Annotated in this window: 17 protein-coding genes; 7 read left to right on the top strand and 10 right to left on the bottom strand. The window is 57.5% G+C overall.

Features of this window, described 5'->3' with window-relative positions:
• Positions 1 to 47 precede the first annotated feature (47 nt).
• Complete coding sequence (locus M504_RS02395; RefSeq protein WP_052200247.1) at positions 48 to 986, top strand: hypothetical protein; 939 nt, start codon at positions 48 to 50, stop codon at positions 984 to 986.
• Positions 987 to 1,055: 69 nt separating this feature from the next.
• On the opposite strand, the gene groL is transcribed toward M504_RS02395, so the two are convergent.
• Both groL and groES read right to left on the bottom strand, forming a co-directional pair.
• Complete coding sequence (groL, locus tag M504_RS02390) at positions 1,056 to 2,726, bottom strand: chaperonin GroEL (protein WP_047487528.1); 1,671 nt, start codon at positions 2,724 to 2,726, stop codon at positions 1,056 to 1,058.
• A 132-nt stretch (positions 2,727 to 2,858) separates the two neighbouring features.
• The gene (groES, locus tag M504_RS02385) at positions 2,859 to 3,152 is read right to left on the bottom strand and encodes a co-chaperone GroES (protein WP_047487525.1); all 294 of its coding nucleotides are present in this window, start codon (positions 3,150 to 3,152) and stop codon (positions 2,859 to 2,861) included.
• A 212-nt stretch (positions 3,153 to 3,364) separates the two neighbouring features.
• Between groES and M504_RS02380 the strand changes: the two genes are divergently transcribed.
• From M504_RS02380 to M504_RS02365, 4 genes are read left to right on the top strand one after another with little or no spacing between them, the layout of a single operon-like run.
• On the top strand, positions 3,365 to 4,033 hold the full coding sequence (locus tag M504_RS02380; RefSeq protein ID WP_084214363.1) for a hypothetical protein: 669 nt from the start codon (positions 3,365 to 3,367) through the stop codon (positions 4,031 to 4,033).
• A 2-nt stretch (positions 4,034 to 4,035) separates the two neighbouring features.
• Positions 4,036 to 4,767: an SDR family NAD(P)-dependent oxidoreductase gene (locus tag M504_RS02375; RefSeq protein WP_047487520.1), complete on the top strand. Its 732-nt coding sequence runs from the start codon at positions 4,036 to 4,038 to the stop codon at positions 4,765 to 4,767.
• Positions 4,768 to 4,802: 35 nt separating this feature from the next.
• Entirely contained in the window at positions 4,803 to 5,585 is a 783-nt protein-coding gene (locus M504_RS02370) for a hypothetical protein (RefSeq protein WP_047493153.1), read from the top strand.
• Positions 5,575 to 6,363 carry a tetratricopeptide repeat protein gene (locus tag M504_RS02365; RefSeq protein WP_047487516.1) on the top strand — a complete coding sequence of 263 codons (789 nt, stop codon included), beginning with the start codon at positions 5,575 to 5,577 and terminating at the stop codon, positions 6,361 to 6,363. The genes M504_RS02370 and M504_RS02365 overlap by 11 nt, the downstream gene beginning before the upstream one ends.
• Before the next feature lie 18 nt (positions 6,364 to 6,381).
• On the opposite strand, the gene M504_RS02360 is transcribed toward M504_RS02365, so the two are convergent.
• From M504_RS02360 to M504_RS02325, 8 genes are all read right to left on the bottom strand, one after another.
• Entirely contained in the window at positions 6,382 to 6,816 is a 435-nt protein-coding gene (locus M504_RS02360) for an Rrf2 family transcriptional regulator (protein ID WP_047487513.1), read from the bottom strand.
• Positions 6,817 to 6,849: 33 nt separating this feature from the next.
• Positions 6,850 to 7,296, bottom strand: coding sequence for a globin domain-containing protein (locus tag M504_RS02355; RefSeq protein ID WP_047487510.1), 447 nt, complete (start codon positions 7,294 to 7,296; stop codon positions 6,850 to 6,852).
• A gap of 96 nt (positions 7,297 to 7,392) precedes the next feature.
• Positions 7,393 to 9,141 carry an ABC transporter ATP-binding protein gene (locus M504_RS02350; protein WP_047487508.1) on the bottom strand — a complete coding sequence of 583 codons (1,749 nt, stop codon included), beginning with the start codon at positions 9,139 to 9,141 and terminating at the stop codon, positions 7,393 to 7,395.
• 2 nt (positions 9,142 to 9,143) lie between these two features.
• The gene (locus M504_RS21040) at positions 9,144 to 9,827 is read right to left on the bottom strand and encodes an FKBP-type peptidyl-prolyl cis-trans isomerase (protein ID WP_052200245.1); all 684 of its coding nucleotides are present in this window, start codon (positions 9,825 to 9,827) and stop codon (positions 9,144 to 9,146) included.
• Positions 9,828 to 9,846: 19 nt separating this feature from the next.
• Positions 9,847 to 12,213 carry an LptF/LptG family permease gene (locus tag M504_RS02340; RefSeq protein WP_047487505.1) on the bottom strand — a complete coding sequence of 789 codons (2,367 nt, stop codon included), beginning with the start codon at positions 12,211 to 12,213 and terminating at the stop codon, positions 9,847 to 9,849.
• Between the two features lie 90 nt (positions 12,214 to 12,303).
• Complete coding sequence (locus M504_RS02335) at positions 12,304 to 13,056, bottom strand: response regulator transcription factor (RefSeq protein WP_047487502.1); 753 nt, start codon at positions 13,054 to 13,056, stop codon at positions 12,304 to 12,306.
• Positions 13,053 to 14,015 (bottom strand): sensor histidine kinase KdpD, encoded by a 963-nt coding sequence (locus tag M504_RS02330; protein WP_047487499.1) that lies wholly within the window; start codon positions 14,013 to 14,015, stop codon positions 13,053 to 13,055. The genes M504_RS02335 and M504_RS02330 overlap by 4 nt, the downstream gene beginning before the upstream one ends.
• 92 nt (positions 14,016 to 14,107) lie before the next feature.
• Positions 14,108 to 15,094, bottom strand: coding sequence for a fatty acid desaturase (locus tag M504_RS02325; RefSeq protein ID WP_047487496.1), 987 nt, complete (start codon positions 15,092 to 15,094; stop codon positions 14,108 to 14,110).
• Positions 15,095 to 15,286: 192 nt separating this feature from the next.
• Between M504_RS02325 and ruvC the strand changes: the two genes are divergently transcribed.
• Entirely contained in the window at positions 15,287 to 15,793 is a 507-nt protein-coding gene (ruvC, locus tag M504_RS02320; protein ID WP_047487493.1) for a crossover junction endodeoxyribonuclease RuvC, read from the top strand.
• On the top strand, positions 15,790 to 16,425 hold the full coding sequence (locus tag M504_RS02315) for a hypothetical protein (protein ID WP_047487490.1): 636 nt from the start codon (positions 15,790 to 15,792) through the stop codon (positions 16,423 to 16,425). Before ruvC ends, M504_RS02315 begins: the two co-directional genes overlap by 4 nt.

Here is a 16,425-nt window from a genome sequence, read left to right as displayed (position 1 = left end):
GCGTCTTAATCAGTGTGGGCCTTATCCTTTGGGCCGGAGGGAATTTCATGTTGGCACGTTTTCGTTTTGCATGTACCGCTTTCGCTCTGCTCTTTGCGGCGCTTCCTTCTCACGGCCAGGAAGGTCCGTACAACGTTCGTGTGGTGTTGCGCGCCGAAACGAAGGGACAACCCACGGTTCTGCAACCGGCCGACGTACGCGTTCAGTTTGCAGGCAAGAAGGTCCCCGTACAGCGGCTGGAACCATTGATCTCCAACCGCACCACGAAGCCTTTACAGGTAGCCATCTTGATCGATGACGGTTTGCGCGGTAGCTTTGGCAGCCAGGTAAGTGACATCCGCCAGTTTGCGGCTGACCTTGCGGCACAGCATGTCTCCGTAGGCGTGGCGTACATGCAGAATGGCCGCGCTGTGTTTGGCGAAGGAGGATTCACTTCTGATCCTGAAGTCGTCGCGAAGCAGTTGCGGTTATCCATGGGTGGTGCGGGCATCAGTGCCAGTCCGTATTTCTGCCTGCAGGATCTGATCAAGAACTGGCCGGGCGATAGAACAGCACCGCGTGCCGTGCTGATGATTACCAACGGCATTGATTTGTACAACGGCGCGCCCACGCCGAATAACCAGTACAGCCCATACGTGCAGTCGGCAATTCAGGATGCGCAACGCGCAGGCGTGCCGGTGTATTCCATCTACTACGGCCGCTTTGATAATCATCCCGGTTATGCCAGCTTCAGTGGGCAAAGTTATCTTGGCGATCTAGCGGATTCTACTGGTGCCAACACGTTCAACCAGGGCAGCCTGAATCCGCCGAGCATCAGCCCATACCTGAAACAGTTTGAGAAGAACCTGAATGAAAGTTGGCTGCTGTCGTTTCAGACGGGAACGCGCAAGCTGGAACCACTCAAAGTTGATGGAGCAAAGGGAACAAAACTGTACGTGCAGCGCATGGCGCAGGGAAACGATGCGACGGCTGCTGTGCTCCGCTAGAAGCTTTGCCTATGCAAACAAGAAAGCCCCGGATTGCTCCGGGGCTTTTCTGTTGTTCGTGCTTGAGGCTTAGTACATGCCGTCCATGCCGCCGCCGTGGGAGTGGCCGCCTGCCGGAGCAGCTGCCTTCTCGGGGATGTCGGCGATCATGGCTTCCGTGGTCAGCATCAGGCCAGCGATCGAAGCTGCGTTCTGCAGGGCAGTGCGCGTTACCTTCGTCGGGTCGATGACGCCAGCGGCTACCAGGTCTTCGTACGCGCCGGTACCGGCGTTGTAGCCGAACGACAGGTCCTTGGACTCGGTGATCTTGCCGATGACGACTGCGCCTTCTTCACCTGCGTTGTAGGCGATCATGCGCAGCGGCTCTTCGATGGCGCGGCGGATGATCTGTGCACCGATCTTCTCGTCGCCTTCCAGAGACTTCACAAGAGCGTCAACCTCAGGAATCGTGCGGATGAGAGCAACACCGCCGCCCGGGACGATGCCTTCTTCCACGGCAGCGCGGGTTGCATGCATTGCATCTTCCACGCGAGCCTTCTTTTCCTTCATCTCGGTCTCGGTTGCAGCACCGACCTTGATGACGGCAACGCCGCCAACCAGCTTGGCAAGACGCTCCTGCAGCTTCTCGCGGTCGTAGTCAGAGGTGGTCTTCTCAACCTGAGCGCGGATCTCACGCACGCGGCCGTCGATCTCGGATTCCTTACCAGCACCGTCGATGATGGTGGTGTTGTCCTTGTCGATGGTGACGCGCTTCGCCGTGCCGAGGTCTTCGATCTTCACCGACTCCAGCTTGATGCCGAGGTCTTCCGTGATGGCCTTGCCACCGGTCAGGATGGCGATGTCGCCCAGCATTGCCTTGCGGCGATCGCCGAAGCCAGGAGCCTTCACAGCAGCCACGTTGATGGTGCCGCGCAGCTTGTTGACCACGAGGGTTGCCAGAGCCTCACCGTCGACGTCTTCCGCGATGATGATGAGTGCCTTGCCGGTGCGGGCAACCTGCTCGAGCAGGGGCAGGATGTCCTTCATCGACGAGATCTTCTTCTCATAGATGAGGATGTAGGGCTCGTCGAATGCAGCTTCCATGCGCTCTGCATCGGTCACGAAGTAGGGCGAGAGGTAGCCGCGGTCAAACTGCATGCCTTCCACTACGTCGAGCTGGGTCTCCATGCTCTTCGCTTCTTCAACGGTGATCACGCCGTCCTTGCCAACCTTCTTCATCGCTTCGGCAATGATGGTGCCGATCTGCGAATCCGAGTTAGCCGAGATGGTGCCAACCTGCGCGATCATGTCGCCGGAAACGGGCTTGGAGAACTTGGAGAGAGCGCCGCCCTCAACCACGCCGTCGTTGTTACGCACACCGACGATGGCTGCAACAGCCTTGTCGATGCCGCGCTTCAGCGCCATGGGGTTTGCACCGGCAGCAACCGTCTTCACGCCTTCGCGGAAGATAGCCTGAGCCAGAACGGTGGCGGTCGTGGTGCCGTCGCCGGCAACATCGCTGGTCTTGGAAGCAACTTCCTTCACCATCTGTGCGCCCATGTTCTCAAGCGAGTTGGGCAGCTCAATTTCCTTGGCGACGGTGACGCCGTCCTTGGTGATGGTGGGCGAACCGAACTTCTTTTCGATGACAACATTGCGGCCCTTGGGTCCGAGGGTCACCTTAACCGCGTCAGCGAGGACATTCACGCCGCGGAGGATAGCCTGACGGGAATCTTCACCGTGCAGAATTTGCTTTGCCATTGTGTTCTTCCTTTGCATCGCTCGCGAACGAGCGGTAACTAAACTGTGTCGCTGCCTTTGAAAGCAGAAGGGAAGCTGAAGCTTTCATTCCACACAACGAATGGCGCGAAGCGCATCCGCTGCATGCAATGCCTACTTGAGGATGCCGAGGACTTCTTCTTCACGCATGATCAGGAGGTCTTCGCCGTCCAGCTTGATTTCCGTGCCGGAGTACTTGCCGAAGAGAACCGTGTCGCCAGCCTTAACGTCCAGCGGGAAGACCTTGCCTTCATCGTTGCTCTTGCCCTTGCCAACGCTGATAACGGTGCCCTGCTGCGGCTTTTCCTTGGCGGAGTCGGGGATGATGATGCCGCCGCGAAGCGTCTCGCCCTCTTCCAGGCGGCGCACCAAAATGCGGTCATGCAGCGGTGTGAAAGTCGATGCCATGGTGTTTCGTTCTCCTTGGGTGGTGGTTGATGGTGATGCTTAGCACTCCATCGTTCCGATTGCTAATGTACGAACTGGCAGTCACCCGCGTCAAGTGCTAATCGTGAAATATGAGTGAAACGCACTCATGTCCGAAATGGGAACAGTCGTAGCGTCAGAATGCGCCATGCCTGCCGCGACAGAACACCCCTCGGAACGATAGAATGCAGGGCATGTTGTCCCGTCGTTCGCTTCCCGTCGTTGCCACCCTGCTGCTCTCTGCCGCACCGCTACTCTCCGCTCAGAGCGATCGCCATGGCCGTAAGTACAAGGCTCCGCCGGAGACCAGCCACTTTGAAATTCTGGTCGTGCGCGATTTCAACGGTAAGGTGATTGAGAACGCCGGCGTGATCTTCCATCCCACCAAGGACGGCATTGACGAGGGCAACCTGGAAGTGAAGTCTGGCCCCGACGGCAAGGCCTTCATCGACATCATCCCAACGGGATCGGATGTGCAGGTACAGGTGATTGCGAACGGGTTTGAGACCTATGCAGGCGACATCAAGCTGGATACCCCGTCGAAGCAGTTGACGATCCGCATGAAACGGCCGTCGTCACAGGTTTCCGCCTACGACGAGAGCGAAGGCAAGGGAAACCTGAAACGCAATGTCGGCGTGCAGGAGCCCATCCGTAACCAGACGGCACCCGCCGGGGGCGCAAAGCCGCTGTCGGCGAGCGAACCAGTGATCAAGCTGCCCACGTTGCCGAAGAACAAGACCGCAGATGGTGATGCGACGGTTCAACCGGGAACAACGCCTGCTCCCGCATCGAAGCAGCCCACAAAGACGGGTAACTCTGCACCGGTTGCAGACGGAACCCCAGCTCCGCCGCAAAGCAACTAAGCATGACTTCTTCGCACGACAGCCTCCGTGGGCGTCGCGTCCTGATTACAGGCGGCGTACGGAGGCTTGGCCGCGCCTTTGCGTTGGCATTGGCGAATGCAGGGGCTGACGTTGTTGTCACCACTCGTCATTCCGATGAAGAAGCAACAGAGTTGCTGCAGGCCATAACGCCACTGGGTGGCCGATACGCAGCCATTCAAAGTGATGTGACGGTTCCCGAACAAGTTAGCCGTGCCGTGGAAGAAGCTACGGGTTTCCTCGGCGGCATCGATCTGCTCGTCAACAACGCAGGCATGTTTGAGTCAGCGAAGCTGGAAGACCTGACACCGGAACAATGGGATCGCGTCTTTGCAACGAACACACGCGGGCCGTTCCTGATGGCGCAGGCTGCGCTGCCGCATCTTCGCAGCAGCCAGGGAAGAATCCTCAACATCGGCTCGCTCGGCGGCATCCGTCCCTGGGTGACACATGGTCACTACTGTTCCAGCAAGGCCGCGTTGCACATGCTGACGCAGACCATGGCGAAAGCTTGGGCTCCTGAAGTCAGCGTGAATGCGATTGCGCCAGGCATGATTCGCTTTCCTGATGAGCCGGAACGCATGGCAGCAAAGACTCCGATGCAACGCGACGGTTCACCTGCCGATGTAGTGAAGGCGGTGTTGTTTTTCGCGTCGGCGCCACGGTTCATCACCGGTCAGATACTGGCCGTGGATGGCGGACTTGGGCTTGCTTGAGCCTTCGCTTCGATACACTGGAAGCTGAACCGCTCATGTCCTCTGAAATTGTTCTCAAACCTTCTCCGGATGCCATCTCGCTTGCTGAACGACGCGAACAGCTTACTGCTGTCCGTACCCAGCTTGCGGAGTTGGAGGCGGAGCTTGCGCAGTTTCGCGCGCAGTTAAAGGCGTTTGAAGGACGTTATCTGCGGCAGGTGGGCGTGCTGTACGCCGAGCTTGATGAGTTAGAAGCGCGCATCACGCAACATGAAGCTTCGCTCTATGACTCCGATGCCGCGCGTCAACGTGCAGAAGAGGCTAAGCAGCGCGCGCAGGAAAGCCATGATGCCGCATTTGGTGAGGCCCGCGAGGCAGAAGAGTTTGATCCACCAACAAATCTGAAGACACTCTTTCGCGAAGTAGCCAAGCGCATTCACCCGGACTTTGCACGTGACGATGCGGAGCAGCAGTACTTCACACTGCTGATGGCACGCGCCAATCAGGCCTATCGACGCGGCGATTTAGAAACGCTGCAACGCATGCTCGACGATCATCTCGAAATCAATGCGGCGGTCGCAGGTGAAAGCACTGCTGCGGAGTTGCTGCGCATTTCAAGGCAGATGCAACATGCCAAACGCGACATTGCCTCATTGGAGATGGAGCGTTACACACTGCAGGGCAGTGAGATTGCCATGATGTTTCAGGACGCGGAGACCGCTGCGCGTGAGCATCGTGATCTGTTGACGGAACTCGCCGTCAGCGTGCGCGAACAGATTGCAGAGGCGCAGCGCCGCTTTGATTTGATTGATCGGCAGATGAACGTTCATGGAAGATAACCCGCAATCCGGCCTGCAACATGTACCCACGGGGTCTGGCCTGTCATTGCACACGGCACGCTCCGGCATGATTGCGCGTGGTCGCCGCGACGCCGCCAGTGCAGCGTCAAACCCACATTACAAGCAGGCATTGGAGCATTACAACGCAGGCGATTTCGTTTCGGCTGCCGCATCATTCAAGTTGGCTGCAGACCTGGGCCACGCCGAATCGCAATACATCCTGAGCACGCTCTATGACGAAGGCACAGGTGTTACACAAAGCGATGAACAGTCCGCGTACTGGGAACGCAAAGCAGCCGAGCAAGGACATGCCTATGCGCAGGCCAACGTAAGCTTTCGTTATTACGCTGCGAATGATTTTGCAGAGGCCTTCATCTGGTGCCAGCGTGCGGCGTATAGCAAGCTCGCATGGGCGCAGTACAACCTTGGCCTGATGTATCGCAAAGGTGAAGGCACGGAACAGAGCGACACGCAGGCGGCTTACTGGTATCGCCTGGCAGCTTCGCAGAACTTTGCAGAGGCGCAGCAGAAGCTTGCGGACTTGTATTACTTCGGCCACGGCGTACCGCAGAACTATGTTCAGGCGGCTTCGTGGTATCGCAAAGCCGCCGACCAGGACAATGCAGAAGCACAGTTCCAGCTGAGCCATCTGTACGCCATTGGTGAAGGCGTAGAGCATGACTACGTGCAATCGCGCTATTGGATTCGCAAAGCCGCGCAACAGGGGCACGAGCAGGCAGTGAAAGAACTGAAGCGACGCCAGTATCGCGACGCGTAATATGCTTCGTTCGCCAAACTAACCAGTGATCTGCACCAGCTTTTGAAGCGATGGTGTCTTCGCCATCTGCGCAAGGCTGTATTGATCCAACGCACGGAAGAATGCTTCATATGCTTCATCCAATGCGCTCTTCAACAAGCAGTCTTCGCGCAGTGGGCACGGTTGCGTCCAGCAATCAATCAGACCACCTTTGGGCTCGGTGATGCGTACAATCTCACCGATGCGCAGGGATTCGGGACGGCGACCCAACCGTAGGCCACCACCCCGTCCCTTTGCGGTTTCCACCAATCCTGCCAGGCCTAGTTGATATGCCACCTTCACCATGTGTGTGTAGGGAACATTGAACAATTCAGCCGCAGCACGCACCGTCACCACGGTCTCCAGTGGTTTGTCGCGGCTGGCCAGATACAGCAGCAGGCGCAGCGAAAGATCGGAAAATCGAGTCAGTTGCATGAGAACAGTTCACAGTCTACGGTGCATCGTCCGTTAGACCAGTGCAGGCTCCTCCCCATAGATCTCCTTCTCACGAGCGATCATCACCTCCGCAAGCTGCTGGTACGCGGCTGTCCATGCTTCCAACACCTCAGGTGTAATCGCGTCCGCCAACACAATCTTCATCGCCTGCAACAGGTAGCGACCAACCAGCGGATACTGATCCGGTGTGACGTGTGTCTGCACATGACGATGCGCGATCTTCTCCACGGCGGGGCCAAGATTCTGCAGCTTATCCAGGTTTGCAACGTAGGCAAGAATCGACTGCGCAAGTCGTTTCGGCTGCTCCCCATTCTGCTGATCATCCATGTTGAACTGCGACTTCAACTCCGGATTCTCACCGATCATGTTGGCATAGAAGACGCGCGTGATCTCCTCGCCATGTTGAGCGAGGGCTGGCATGGTGGACTTAACGATCTCGAGTTGGCGCTGTGAAAGCAAGGTGTGCTCCTTCGACTTGAATATGTATTTAAGATAATGATTAAAGCGCGAAGGATTCAGTGACCTGTGTCACATCGTTCGGTTATCGGAGCGGAATTATTCTGCGACGATCTCTTCTTCGAGTTGTTGCTTCTCGAAGAGTTCTGCGTAGTAGCCACCTTCGGCCAGCAACTCTTCATGTGTGCCAAGCTGGGCAATGTGCCCATTGACCAACACAGCAATACGATCTGCAGAACGCGCGGTTGACACGCGGTGCGCGATGAGGATGGTGGTGCGATCTTGCATCACCTCGCGCAGACCTTTCAGGATCTGTTCTTCCGTGTACGTGTCCACAGAGGCAAGCGCATCATCAAGGATCAGGATGCGGGGATTGCGCAACAGCGCGCGCGCAATCGAGGTGCGTTGTTTCTGTCCGCCGGAGAGCGTTACACCGCGTTCACCGACGAGGGTCGCAAAGCCATGCGGGAACTCCAGGATCTCCGCGGCAATGTGCGCACGGCGAGCCGCATCTTCAATCTGTTCGTCGGTCGCGTCAGGAACGCCGAAGGCGATGTTGTCGCGGATGGAAGTGGAGAACAGGAACGTCTCCTGCGGTACAAATCCAATGGCGCCACGCAGCGCAGCAAGCGGCCATTCGCGAATCGGCAAACCATCAATCAACACTTCGCCAGCAGGCGCATCCAGCAGGCGCGGAATCAGGTTCACTAGCGTCGTCTTGCCGCTACCTGTGGGACCAACAATGGCAAGCGATGATCCTGCCGGAATGGCCAGGTTCACGCCGTCAAGAATCTTGGGTCCGTTGCCGTACGCGAAGGTAAGATTGCGGAACTCCACCTCGCCCTGCGGCACTGCATCAATGGCCACGGCGTTGCCGCTCTCATCCTGAATCGACGGCACGGCCTTCATCAGTTCGTCGATGCGCATCACGGAAGCCGTACCGCGCTGGAAGAGATTAATCACATACCCAAGCGCCAACATGGGGAAGGTCAGCTGCACCATGAAGACCATGTAGCTGGTGAATTGCCCCGCGGTGACGTGTCCCAAGACAACCTGGTGTCCACCGACGAGCAATGTCAGAACAATGGATAGTCCAAGTACAAACTCCAGCGTGGGCCACAGCATCGCCATGATGCGGACGAGGAAGAGCGAGCGCCGGATGTACTCGTGATTCGCGTCTTCAAAGGAACGAATCTCCGCTTCTTCCTGCGCAAAGGCACGCACCAGTCGCACACCAGAGAAGTTCTCCTGGGCCTTGGCACTGATCTCCGAAAACATCGCCTGAATGCGCTCAAAACGCTGATGGATTCGGCGCCCCATCAGCTGCACGACAACAGAAGCAATCGGCAGAGGAAGGAAGGCAAGCAGCGTTAGCCGCGGCGAGATACGAATCATGAAGGGAAGCGCCGCAGCCGTGAAGACCACGGTATTTGCCGAATACATGATCGCGGGTCCAAGCAACTGGCGAACAGCATTCAGATCATTGGTTGCGCGGGCCATGATGTCGCCCGTGCGATGTTCATGGAAGAAGGTGATGGATTGCTTTTCAAGTGAGGCGAAGAGATCGTTGCGCAGATCGTATTCAATCTCGCGCGATGCGCCGATGAGAATCCATCGCGTGGCATACAGACAGACTGCAGCAACGCAGGCAATGGCGATCAGCACCATCACATTTCGCGCCACGATGCCTTGCGCGCCGTGATGAACAACATCGTCCACCGCATGACCAATGAGGAGCGGCATAACAACTTTCGATGCGTTGTAAAACAGAACGGCCACCGCTCCACGGACAAAGTGTCCGCGATAACGGCTGAGGTAAGGGAACAGTGGCCGCAGTTTATCCAGCATCGTTACTCGTGGCGCTCCTCAGGGCGTTCGGCAGGTTTGGCAGAAGGTGCCTGGCTAGCCGCAGGCGGAACCGTGGGACCAGCTTCGGGGGCTTCAAAGTGCGTTCCGGTGACAGGCTGCTGCGTATTGCCCTGACCAACCAGCTCGATATCGAAAATCAGATCGGCCTTCTCAGGAATGACCGGCGGATGTCCAGCCGCGCCATAAGCAAGCTGCCACGGAATAATCAGGCGACGCTTGCCGCCCACACGCATTCCTTCAAAACCCACATCCCATCCTGTGATGACACGCTTCAGGCCAATCGGGAAAACGATCGGTTCGCCACGATCGACAGACGAGTCGAACTTGGTTCCGTCGGTGGTCCAGCCTGTGTAATGCACGGTATAGAAGACCACCTTGTCAGGCGGCATGGACGGACGGGCTTCTTCGCCATCACCAACCTTCAGGTCGATGAAGCGCAGCGAAAACAGTTGTGCGGGTGTGCCGGTCGCGGCAGGCATGGTGCCCACGGCGGCGACGCCTTCGGTAGCTTTAGGATCTGCTGGCATAGGACGTGTCGGTGAAGTTGGTCTCAGTTTCTGTGGAGCCGTGGCGCTTTTCGCAGCCGTTGTAGCAGGCTTCTTTGTGGTGGTGGTTTGTGCCGCCAGCGTGGTGCTGACGATCAGTGCTGCTGCCAGTGCTCGCATCTCGTTCCTCAAATCCATTTTACGTCTGTGCCTTTAGCAGCAGGTATCCGCCGGCCATGCCGAAGAGCAGGTCAGGCGACCACGCAGCAATCACAGGCGGTAACGCATTCACGTTGCCCATAGCTTCAAAGATCGACGAGACGACCATATACGCAATGGCCATGCCTATGGCCGTAGCAAAACCGGCAAGTGAACCGCGTTTGCCCATGGTGAGCGCGAATGGCACAGCGAAGATCGCCATCACAAGCGTGATAAGCGGATAGGCAAGTTTGCGATTCAACTGAACACGCAGACGCATGGTGTCAAAGCCGCTCTGTTGCAGATCGTGGATGTAGTTATTCAATTCGCCGAAGCTCATCTCCTGCGACTGGCGGCTTTCCTTCTTGAAGTACACGGGCTGCTCGCGAATTTCAGGGAACGACGCCACCTCAAATGGTTCGTAAGAAGCGACACTGTCGCCACGGAAGTTTCTTTCCCATCCGTTTTCCAGTACCCATCGCTGTGCATGCGTATCCCAATGCGCGGCACCGGCAAAGATGCGGCGACTGAGATGAAAGCTGTTCGGTTCAAACTCAAAGACTGTCAGGTTGGCGAAGACGTCTTTGTCCGGATCGAAGAACTGGTAATAAAAAATGCGCGTCGGTTCGCCTACCGAATCCTGTTGACCGCTGATCCATTTGCGATCGGGCCGAAGGAAGGTCTGCGCAGGCTTGCCTTTGATAACGGAACGCAACGCTTCCTGTCGGCGGTTCGCCTGCGGAAGATAGAGTTCATCAAACGTAAAGAGCGACACAGCCAGGATGGCAGCGAGCGCCAGCAACGGAATAATGAGGCGATACAGACTGACGCCGCTTGCTTTCATCGCGGTGAGTTCACTGGAGCGGCTCAGCGCACCAACCGTAATCAGGACAGCCAGCAGAGCGCACAGCGGTGTCAGGTTGTAGAGCATGTAGGGAATCAGGTTCAGCAGGTAATCGCCCACGGTGATCAGCGGTGTGCGATTGCGGAAGATATCCCCAATCAGTTCAAAGAAGCTGAAGATCAGCGAGAGCATGATGAACGACGCCAGCACCAGCCCGAACGTGGTGAGGAACTGCCGCATCATGTAGTCGTCAAAGATCAGCGGGAAACGATTTTGCCGTGTGGGCCGATGCACGGTCGTAGCGGCACGATGTTCGCCGCTCTCCTGCGCAGGTGTAGCGTGTGCGCTGCGCATGCGCTTCGGCAGACGGCGTTCGATCCAGACACCCACAGGTGCCAGACCACGTGCCATGGTGGCAACCAAACCAGTTTCACCGCGCGACATCTGTCGCAGCAAAACAATGCCAACCGCGGCGAAGACTACATTCGCGGCCCATACACCAACGACAGGTGCAATTTTTCCTTGCTTCGCCATGGCGACGCCGATGGAAGAAAAGAAGTAATAGACGAAAACCAGAGCCACCGTCAGCACGAAGCCGGTACTCTTGCCGCCACGTCGTGACGACAAACCAAGCGGCACACCAACCAGCATGAGAACAATGCACGCCACCGGATACGAGAGGCGCTTGTTCCACTCGATCATGTAGGTGCGGCCCTGTTCCTCGTGCCGACGCTGCCATAGTTCCGTGGCCGACATGGCAACCAGCGGCGTATCCGCATGACCCAGCTTCAGGTCTTCCTGCGAGCCAATCTGGATGGGCGTATCCGTCTCGGTAAAGGTGGAGATGTCGTACTGATTCGGATCTTTTGGCGAGGTCTCGTGCTTGGTGCCGTCACGAAAGTGCAGACGCAACTCATTGCCGGGAGCGGGCAGTACAACCGCGTCTTCCGCAGTGGTAACGCGAGGCGTGGCCGGGTTTGTCAGGTCTGCAAGAAATACATGTTGCCAAAGCGACGCGCCCTGACCAGGACGAGTGTTTTGAACATAGAGGACGTAGTTCTTGAAGTCTTCGTAGAAGACACGTGGCTGCACTTCAAAACCCGCCTGCTGTGTTTTCAGACTGTCTTCCAGTCGCAGCAGGGCTGCCGCGGAGCGCGGCGCCACATAAAGAGAATTGAACAAGCCAAGCGCAAGGCCGAAGCCGGCCGCGATAGAAACAATCCCCACAAAGTGCAGAACACCCACACCCGCGGCGCGCATCGCAGTGATCTCGCTGTCCGCAGAAAGGCGCGACAGCCCTAGCAGGATGCCGACGAGCACAGTCATGGGGATAGTCAGGATGAGCGTAGTCGGCAGCGTATAGAAGAAAACATCAGCCACGGCCTGCAGCGACGCCGAACCGCGTACCAGCAACTCAAGAATGTGCCCCAGGTCGCGCATGAACAGCACAAACGTGAAAAGCACACCACCCAGCAGGGCATGCGACAGCACTTCGCGCAGAATGTATTTCGTTAAAATCCGCACAATGTCAGCGCCGCCTCTTGCATCCGTACCAGTTTAGTAATTTGACGCTCTAGACGTCGCCCAGGCTTCGCAAAATCTTCGATATCCAGTTTATTGGGCCGCCCCGTCGCCCACGACAAAGCGGTAGCCAATGCCGCGCACGGTCAGCAGGTGCTTCGGCTTCACAGGGTCGTCTTCCAGATAGCGACGTAAGCGGACAATGAAGTTGTCAATGGCGCGGGTATCAGTGTCCTCGCGGACGCGCCAGACCTCTTCCAGAATCTCCTTGCGCGAAACCACCCGCCCCTCACGTCCCAGCAGATAGCGCAGCAGGTCGGCCTCCATCAGCGTGAGGCGTGTGACTTTTTCCCCGACGCGGATTTCCAGGGTGTCAAAGTCGATGACCTTGCCTTCAAATTCGTAGATATTTCGTACAGCCTCTGCTTCGACTTCGGTAGCTACAGCAGGAGAGGGTTTCTCCTGCCACTGCATGCGCCGCAACAGACTGTTCAGCCGCGCTAGCAGAATTGACAGGTCAAACGGCTTGTTCAGATAGTCGTCTGCGCCAGCCGAAAAGCCTTCCAGAACATCTTCCGGGCGGTCGCGTGCTGTCAGCATCAGGATAGGGACATAGTTGTTGGCCGCGCGCAGTTGCCGGGCAATTTCAAAACCGTCGATGCCGGGCAACATGACATCCAGCAACACTACTGCGGGACGTTCCGGCGTGTGCATCAGCCAGTTCAGAGCCGCTTCGCCGTCGGCTTCGTGATGCGTACGAAAGCCCTCGATTTTCAGGTTAAAGAGCAGGGCTTCGGCCAGATGCTCTTCGTCCTCCACCAGTGCAATCAGCGGAGATTCACTCATGCAGTCGTTTCCTCCGTTGCAGGCGCGGACTTCAGGCCAGCGGTTGTGATCAAGGGAAGCTGAAGCGTAATCGTCACACCGCGACCTTCACCATGGCTCTGTGCCGTAGCATCGCCGCCATGCTGCCGTGCAATGGAACGAACAATAAACAAGCCCAGCCCCGTCCCTTTCACCTTGGAGAGCGACACACCACCCACGCGATAGAAGCGATGAAAAATACGCCCAATGTGCGCAGCCGCAATGCCGACGCCCTGATCGGTGATACGCAACGTCGCCGTATTGAAGCGCGGCATGTTCAGATCCGCTGTAATGTGAACGCCATTGGGGGAGTACTTCACAGCGTTGTCGAGGATGTTCAGGATGGCGGTACGCAGCGCATCCGCATCGCCCAGCACCTGAATCTGTTTCCCCACGGCACGATCCTCAAACTGCACGGCATCGTCCGAAAGATGATGCCGTCTGACCGTCTCCTCAAGGCAGGATTGCGCCAGCGCTCTCAGGTCTACTGGTAATCGAGCCTTCAGATTACGTTTCAAGCCTTTGGCGCCAGCCTCACCCGCGCGAAGAATCTGCTCTACCGTGGCCAGCAGACGGTCGTTGTCCTCACGTATGCGGCTATAAAACTCCTGCCGCTGCGCTTCCTCCAGAGGACGCCGCTGCAGCGTGTCCAGATAAAGCCGGATGGAGGCAATCGGTGTCTTCAATTCATGTGTCACGGCATTTAGAAAACTGTCCTGACGCTCATTGCGTCGGATTTCGCGCACCAGAAAAATCGTGTTCAGAACAAGGCCAGCGATGATGACGGCAAAGAAAAGAATGCCGATGACCATCAGCGCAACGCGTCGCTCCGTCACGTTGAGGATGATCCAGCCGACATTCAGGGCAGCCGCCAGCCCCACCAGGCAGATGCCCAACGTAATGAAGAAGGCAATGGTGCCGCGTCTGCGGGTGATATTCATCGCTTGTCTATTGTGGCACTTACACTTGGGCAAAGGGAAAGGGCACAAAGCTTGTGAACTTTGTGCCCTTCGGTGTCTCTTAGGTTGGAAGCTTACGCGCCAGCCGGTTTCGGGTTCTTCGGGTCCCACTTGGCAACCTGGACCTTCTTCGCCAGACCGACCTTCTCCAGGAGCCAGATGCCGTAGTAGTTGGGGTCGAACTCGTACCAGACCAGGCCGTGACGAACGCTCACCGGATGCGCATGGTGGTTGTTGTGCCAGCCTTCGCCACCGGTCAGAAGGGCAACCCACCAGCTATTGCGGGAGTCGTCCTTAGTCTCAAAGCGGCGACCGCCGAACATATGCGTCGCAGAGTTCACCAGCCAGGTGGCGTGAACGCCGATGCAGACGCGCAGGAACGTGCCCCACAGAACCATGCCCAGAGCGTCGTGAATGCCACCCATCCAGTAGCCAATGCCCATCTGAATGAAGCCAGCGATGGTCAAGGGGAGCCAGTGGTACTTGCTCAGCCAGCGCTGCGCGGGGTCGCGGGTAAGGTCAGGAGCGTAGCGGCCCAGCAGGGCGGTTTCGCTGTGCAGGGCACGACCGGTGATGATCCAGCCAATGTGAGCCCAGAAGGTGCCATCGTTCGGCGTATGCGGATCGCCGTCGTGGTCGCTGTGTTGATGATGAACGCGGTGCGTGGCCACCCAGAAAATCGGTCCGCCTTCCAGCGCCAGGGTGCCGCAGGTGGTCAGGGCAATCTCAAGCCAGCGGGGAACGCGGTATCCGCGGTGGGTCAGCAGGCGGTGGTACGTCATACCGATGCCCACATTGATCGCCAGGAAATACATGACGGCGGCGCAGATCACATACTTCCACGACCAGAAGAACAGGGCAGCAAAACCCAGCACGTGGAAGATGCTGAACGCAATGGTCGTAATCCAGTTGATGCGTCCCTGCTGGTGCTCACGTCCCATGCGCAGGTCCTGCTTCACCTTTTCGCGCTGTGCAACGGCGGCCGCAACATGGCGCGCGGGCTGGTCGGCGGGTGTTGCTGTAGATGTATTCTGCTCAACCTGGTCAACAACTGGTGACATTCTGCTCTGCTTTCCGGCGGAAGGTTTCTGGTTCCGCTCTACACCATTGACCCTATCGCGAAGGACACCCTCCCGTGTGTAAGAGTTCTGTCAGGGCGCTGGTACATGAAATATCACGGCTTTTCATATGCGGTTATCGACTCGGCCACCTCCCGTCGCCGTTCGCAGCCTGCAAACGATACACTCGTCACCATGCGGGTTTTCGGCATCGATTGCGGGACGGAATACACCGGATGGGGCGTCGTCCAGGTAGAGGAAACACCGCGCGAACGCCGTCTCGTGCCCGTTGCCGCCGGGGCTATCCGGCTGAATAAGAAGGAGCGCACACCGCTGCGCCTTCAACAGGTATACGTCGAGTTAACAGGCCTGCTGGCGGCTTATCAGCCCGATTGCGTGGCAATTGAAGATGTCTTTTTCGCCGCAAATGCCAAAAGTGCATTGAAACTGGGCCACGTACGCGGTGTGGCCATGCTGGCAGCGGCATCCTGCGGCCTTTCCGTCAGCGAATACGCACCTTTGTCCATCAAATCAGCAGTCGTGGGCTACGGCCTTGCCGCGAAGGAGCAGGTCCAGTTCATGGTGGCTCGTCTACTCGACCTGGAGAAAGCGCCAGAACCCGCCGACGCTGCCGACGCTCTGGCCATTGCCATTTGCCACGTTCATACTGCTCAGACACAGATAGGCGTCGGAGTCCGATGAAGCAATTGTTCCTTGCCACATTGCTGCTTGCCTTGCCGTTGCACGCACAGTCGACCTACAGCGTCACCATGACGTATGACCGCGAAGGCCTGACCGTGCCGCATTGGAAGATCATCATCCCCGAGCAGGGGGATGCCCACTACACCGGCAAACCGACGAAGGGAATCGACCCCGGCCTTATCAGCTTCCACATGTCAGCAACAGGCCGCGAAAAGCTCGGCTGGCTACTTGGCCAATCGAACAATTTGCAACCCTGCGAAACCAGGAGCAAGGGCATTGCGAACATGGGACAGAAGGACGTCACCTATTGGCCCAGCGGCGCCTCCGAAGCCCATTGCAGCTTCAATTACACCGACAACAAGGCGCTCGGCCAGTCCACCGACTATCTCATGGCCCTCGCCAACACGATCCAGACCGGTGTGGAGCTAGACCGTCTGCATCGCTACGACCGTCTCGGTCTGGATGCAGTCATGCACCGCTTCGTAGCCGATGTAAAAGAGCATCGCGCTGTAGAAGTCGTCGCCATCCAGCCCACGCTGCAACGACTGGTTGAAGATGAAGCGCTGATGGATCGCGTAAGAGCCAACGCACAAAGCCTGTTGACACTGGCCAGCCAGGAATCCGCGAAGTAA

The organism is Terriglobus sp. TAA 43 (assembly GCF_000800015.1).
GTDB lineage: Bacteria > Acidobacteriota > Terriglobia > Terriglobales > Acidobacteriaceae > Terriglobus.
The sequence above is the reverse complement of the archived record's forward strand: the minus strand, read 5'-3'. Positions and strand labels throughout refer to the sequence as shown.

Excerpts from the sequence above, each read along its gene's own strand:
- M504_RS02360 (WP_047487513.1), bottom strand. The coding sequence starts at position 6,816 with ATGCAACTGACTCGATTTTCCGATCTTTCGCTGCGCCTGCTGCTGTAT.
- M504_RS02370 (WP_047493153.1), top strand. The coding sequence starts at position 4,803 with ATGTCCTCTGAAATTGTTCTCAAACCTTCTCCGGATGCCATCTCGCTT.
- M504_RS02380 (WP_084214363.1), top strand. The coding sequence starts at position 3,365 with ATGTTGTCCCGTCGTTCGCTTCCCGTCGTTGCCACCCTGCTGCTCTCT.
- ruvC (WP_047487493.1), top strand. The coding sequence starts at position 15,287 with ATGCGGGTTTTCGGCATCGATTGCGGGACGGAATACACCGGATGGGGC.
- M504_RS21040 (WP_052200245.1), bottom strand. The coding sequence starts at position 9,827 with ATGCGAGCACTGGCAGCAGCACTGATCGTCAGCACCACGCTGGCGGCA.
- M504_RS02395 (WP_052200247.1), top strand. The coding sequence starts at position 48 with ATGTTGGCACGTTTTCGTTTTGCATGTACCGCTTTCGCTCTGCTCTTT.
- M504_RS02325 (WP_047487496.1), bottom strand. The coding sequence starts at position 15,094 with ATGTCACCAGTTGTTGACCAGGTTGAGCAGAATACATCTACAGCAACA.
- groL (WP_047487528.1), bottom strand. The coding sequence starts at position 2,726 with ATGGCAAAGCAAATTCTGCACGGTGAAGATTCCCGTCAGGCTATCCTC.
- M504_RS02350 (WP_047487508.1), bottom strand. The coding sequence starts at position 9,141 with ATGCTGGATAAACTGCGGCCACTGTTCCCTTACCTCAGCCGTTATCGC.
- M504_RS02335 (WP_047487502.1), bottom strand. The coding sequence starts at position 13,056 with ATGAGTGAATCTCCGCTGATTGCACTGGTGGAGGACGAAGAGCATCTG.
- groES (WP_047487525.1), bottom strand. The coding sequence starts at position 3,152 with ATGGCATCGACTTTCACACCGCTGCATGACCGCATTTTGGTGCGCCGC.
- M504_RS02375 (WP_047487520.1), top strand. The coding sequence starts at position 4,036 with ATGACTTCTTCGCACGACAGCCTCCGTGGGCGTCGCGTCCTGATTACA.
- M504_RS02330 (WP_047487499.1), bottom strand. The coding sequence starts at position 14,015 with ATGAATATCACCCGCAGACGCGGCACCATTGCCTTCTTCATTACGTTG.
- M504_RS02315 (WP_047487490.1), top strand. The coding sequence starts at position 15,790 with ATGAAGCAATTGTTCCTTGCCACATTGCTGCTTGCCTTGCCGTTGCAC.
- M504_RS02365 (WP_047487516.1), top strand. The coding sequence starts at position 5,575 with ATGGAAGATAACCCGCAATCCGGCCTGCAACATGTACCCACGGGGTCT.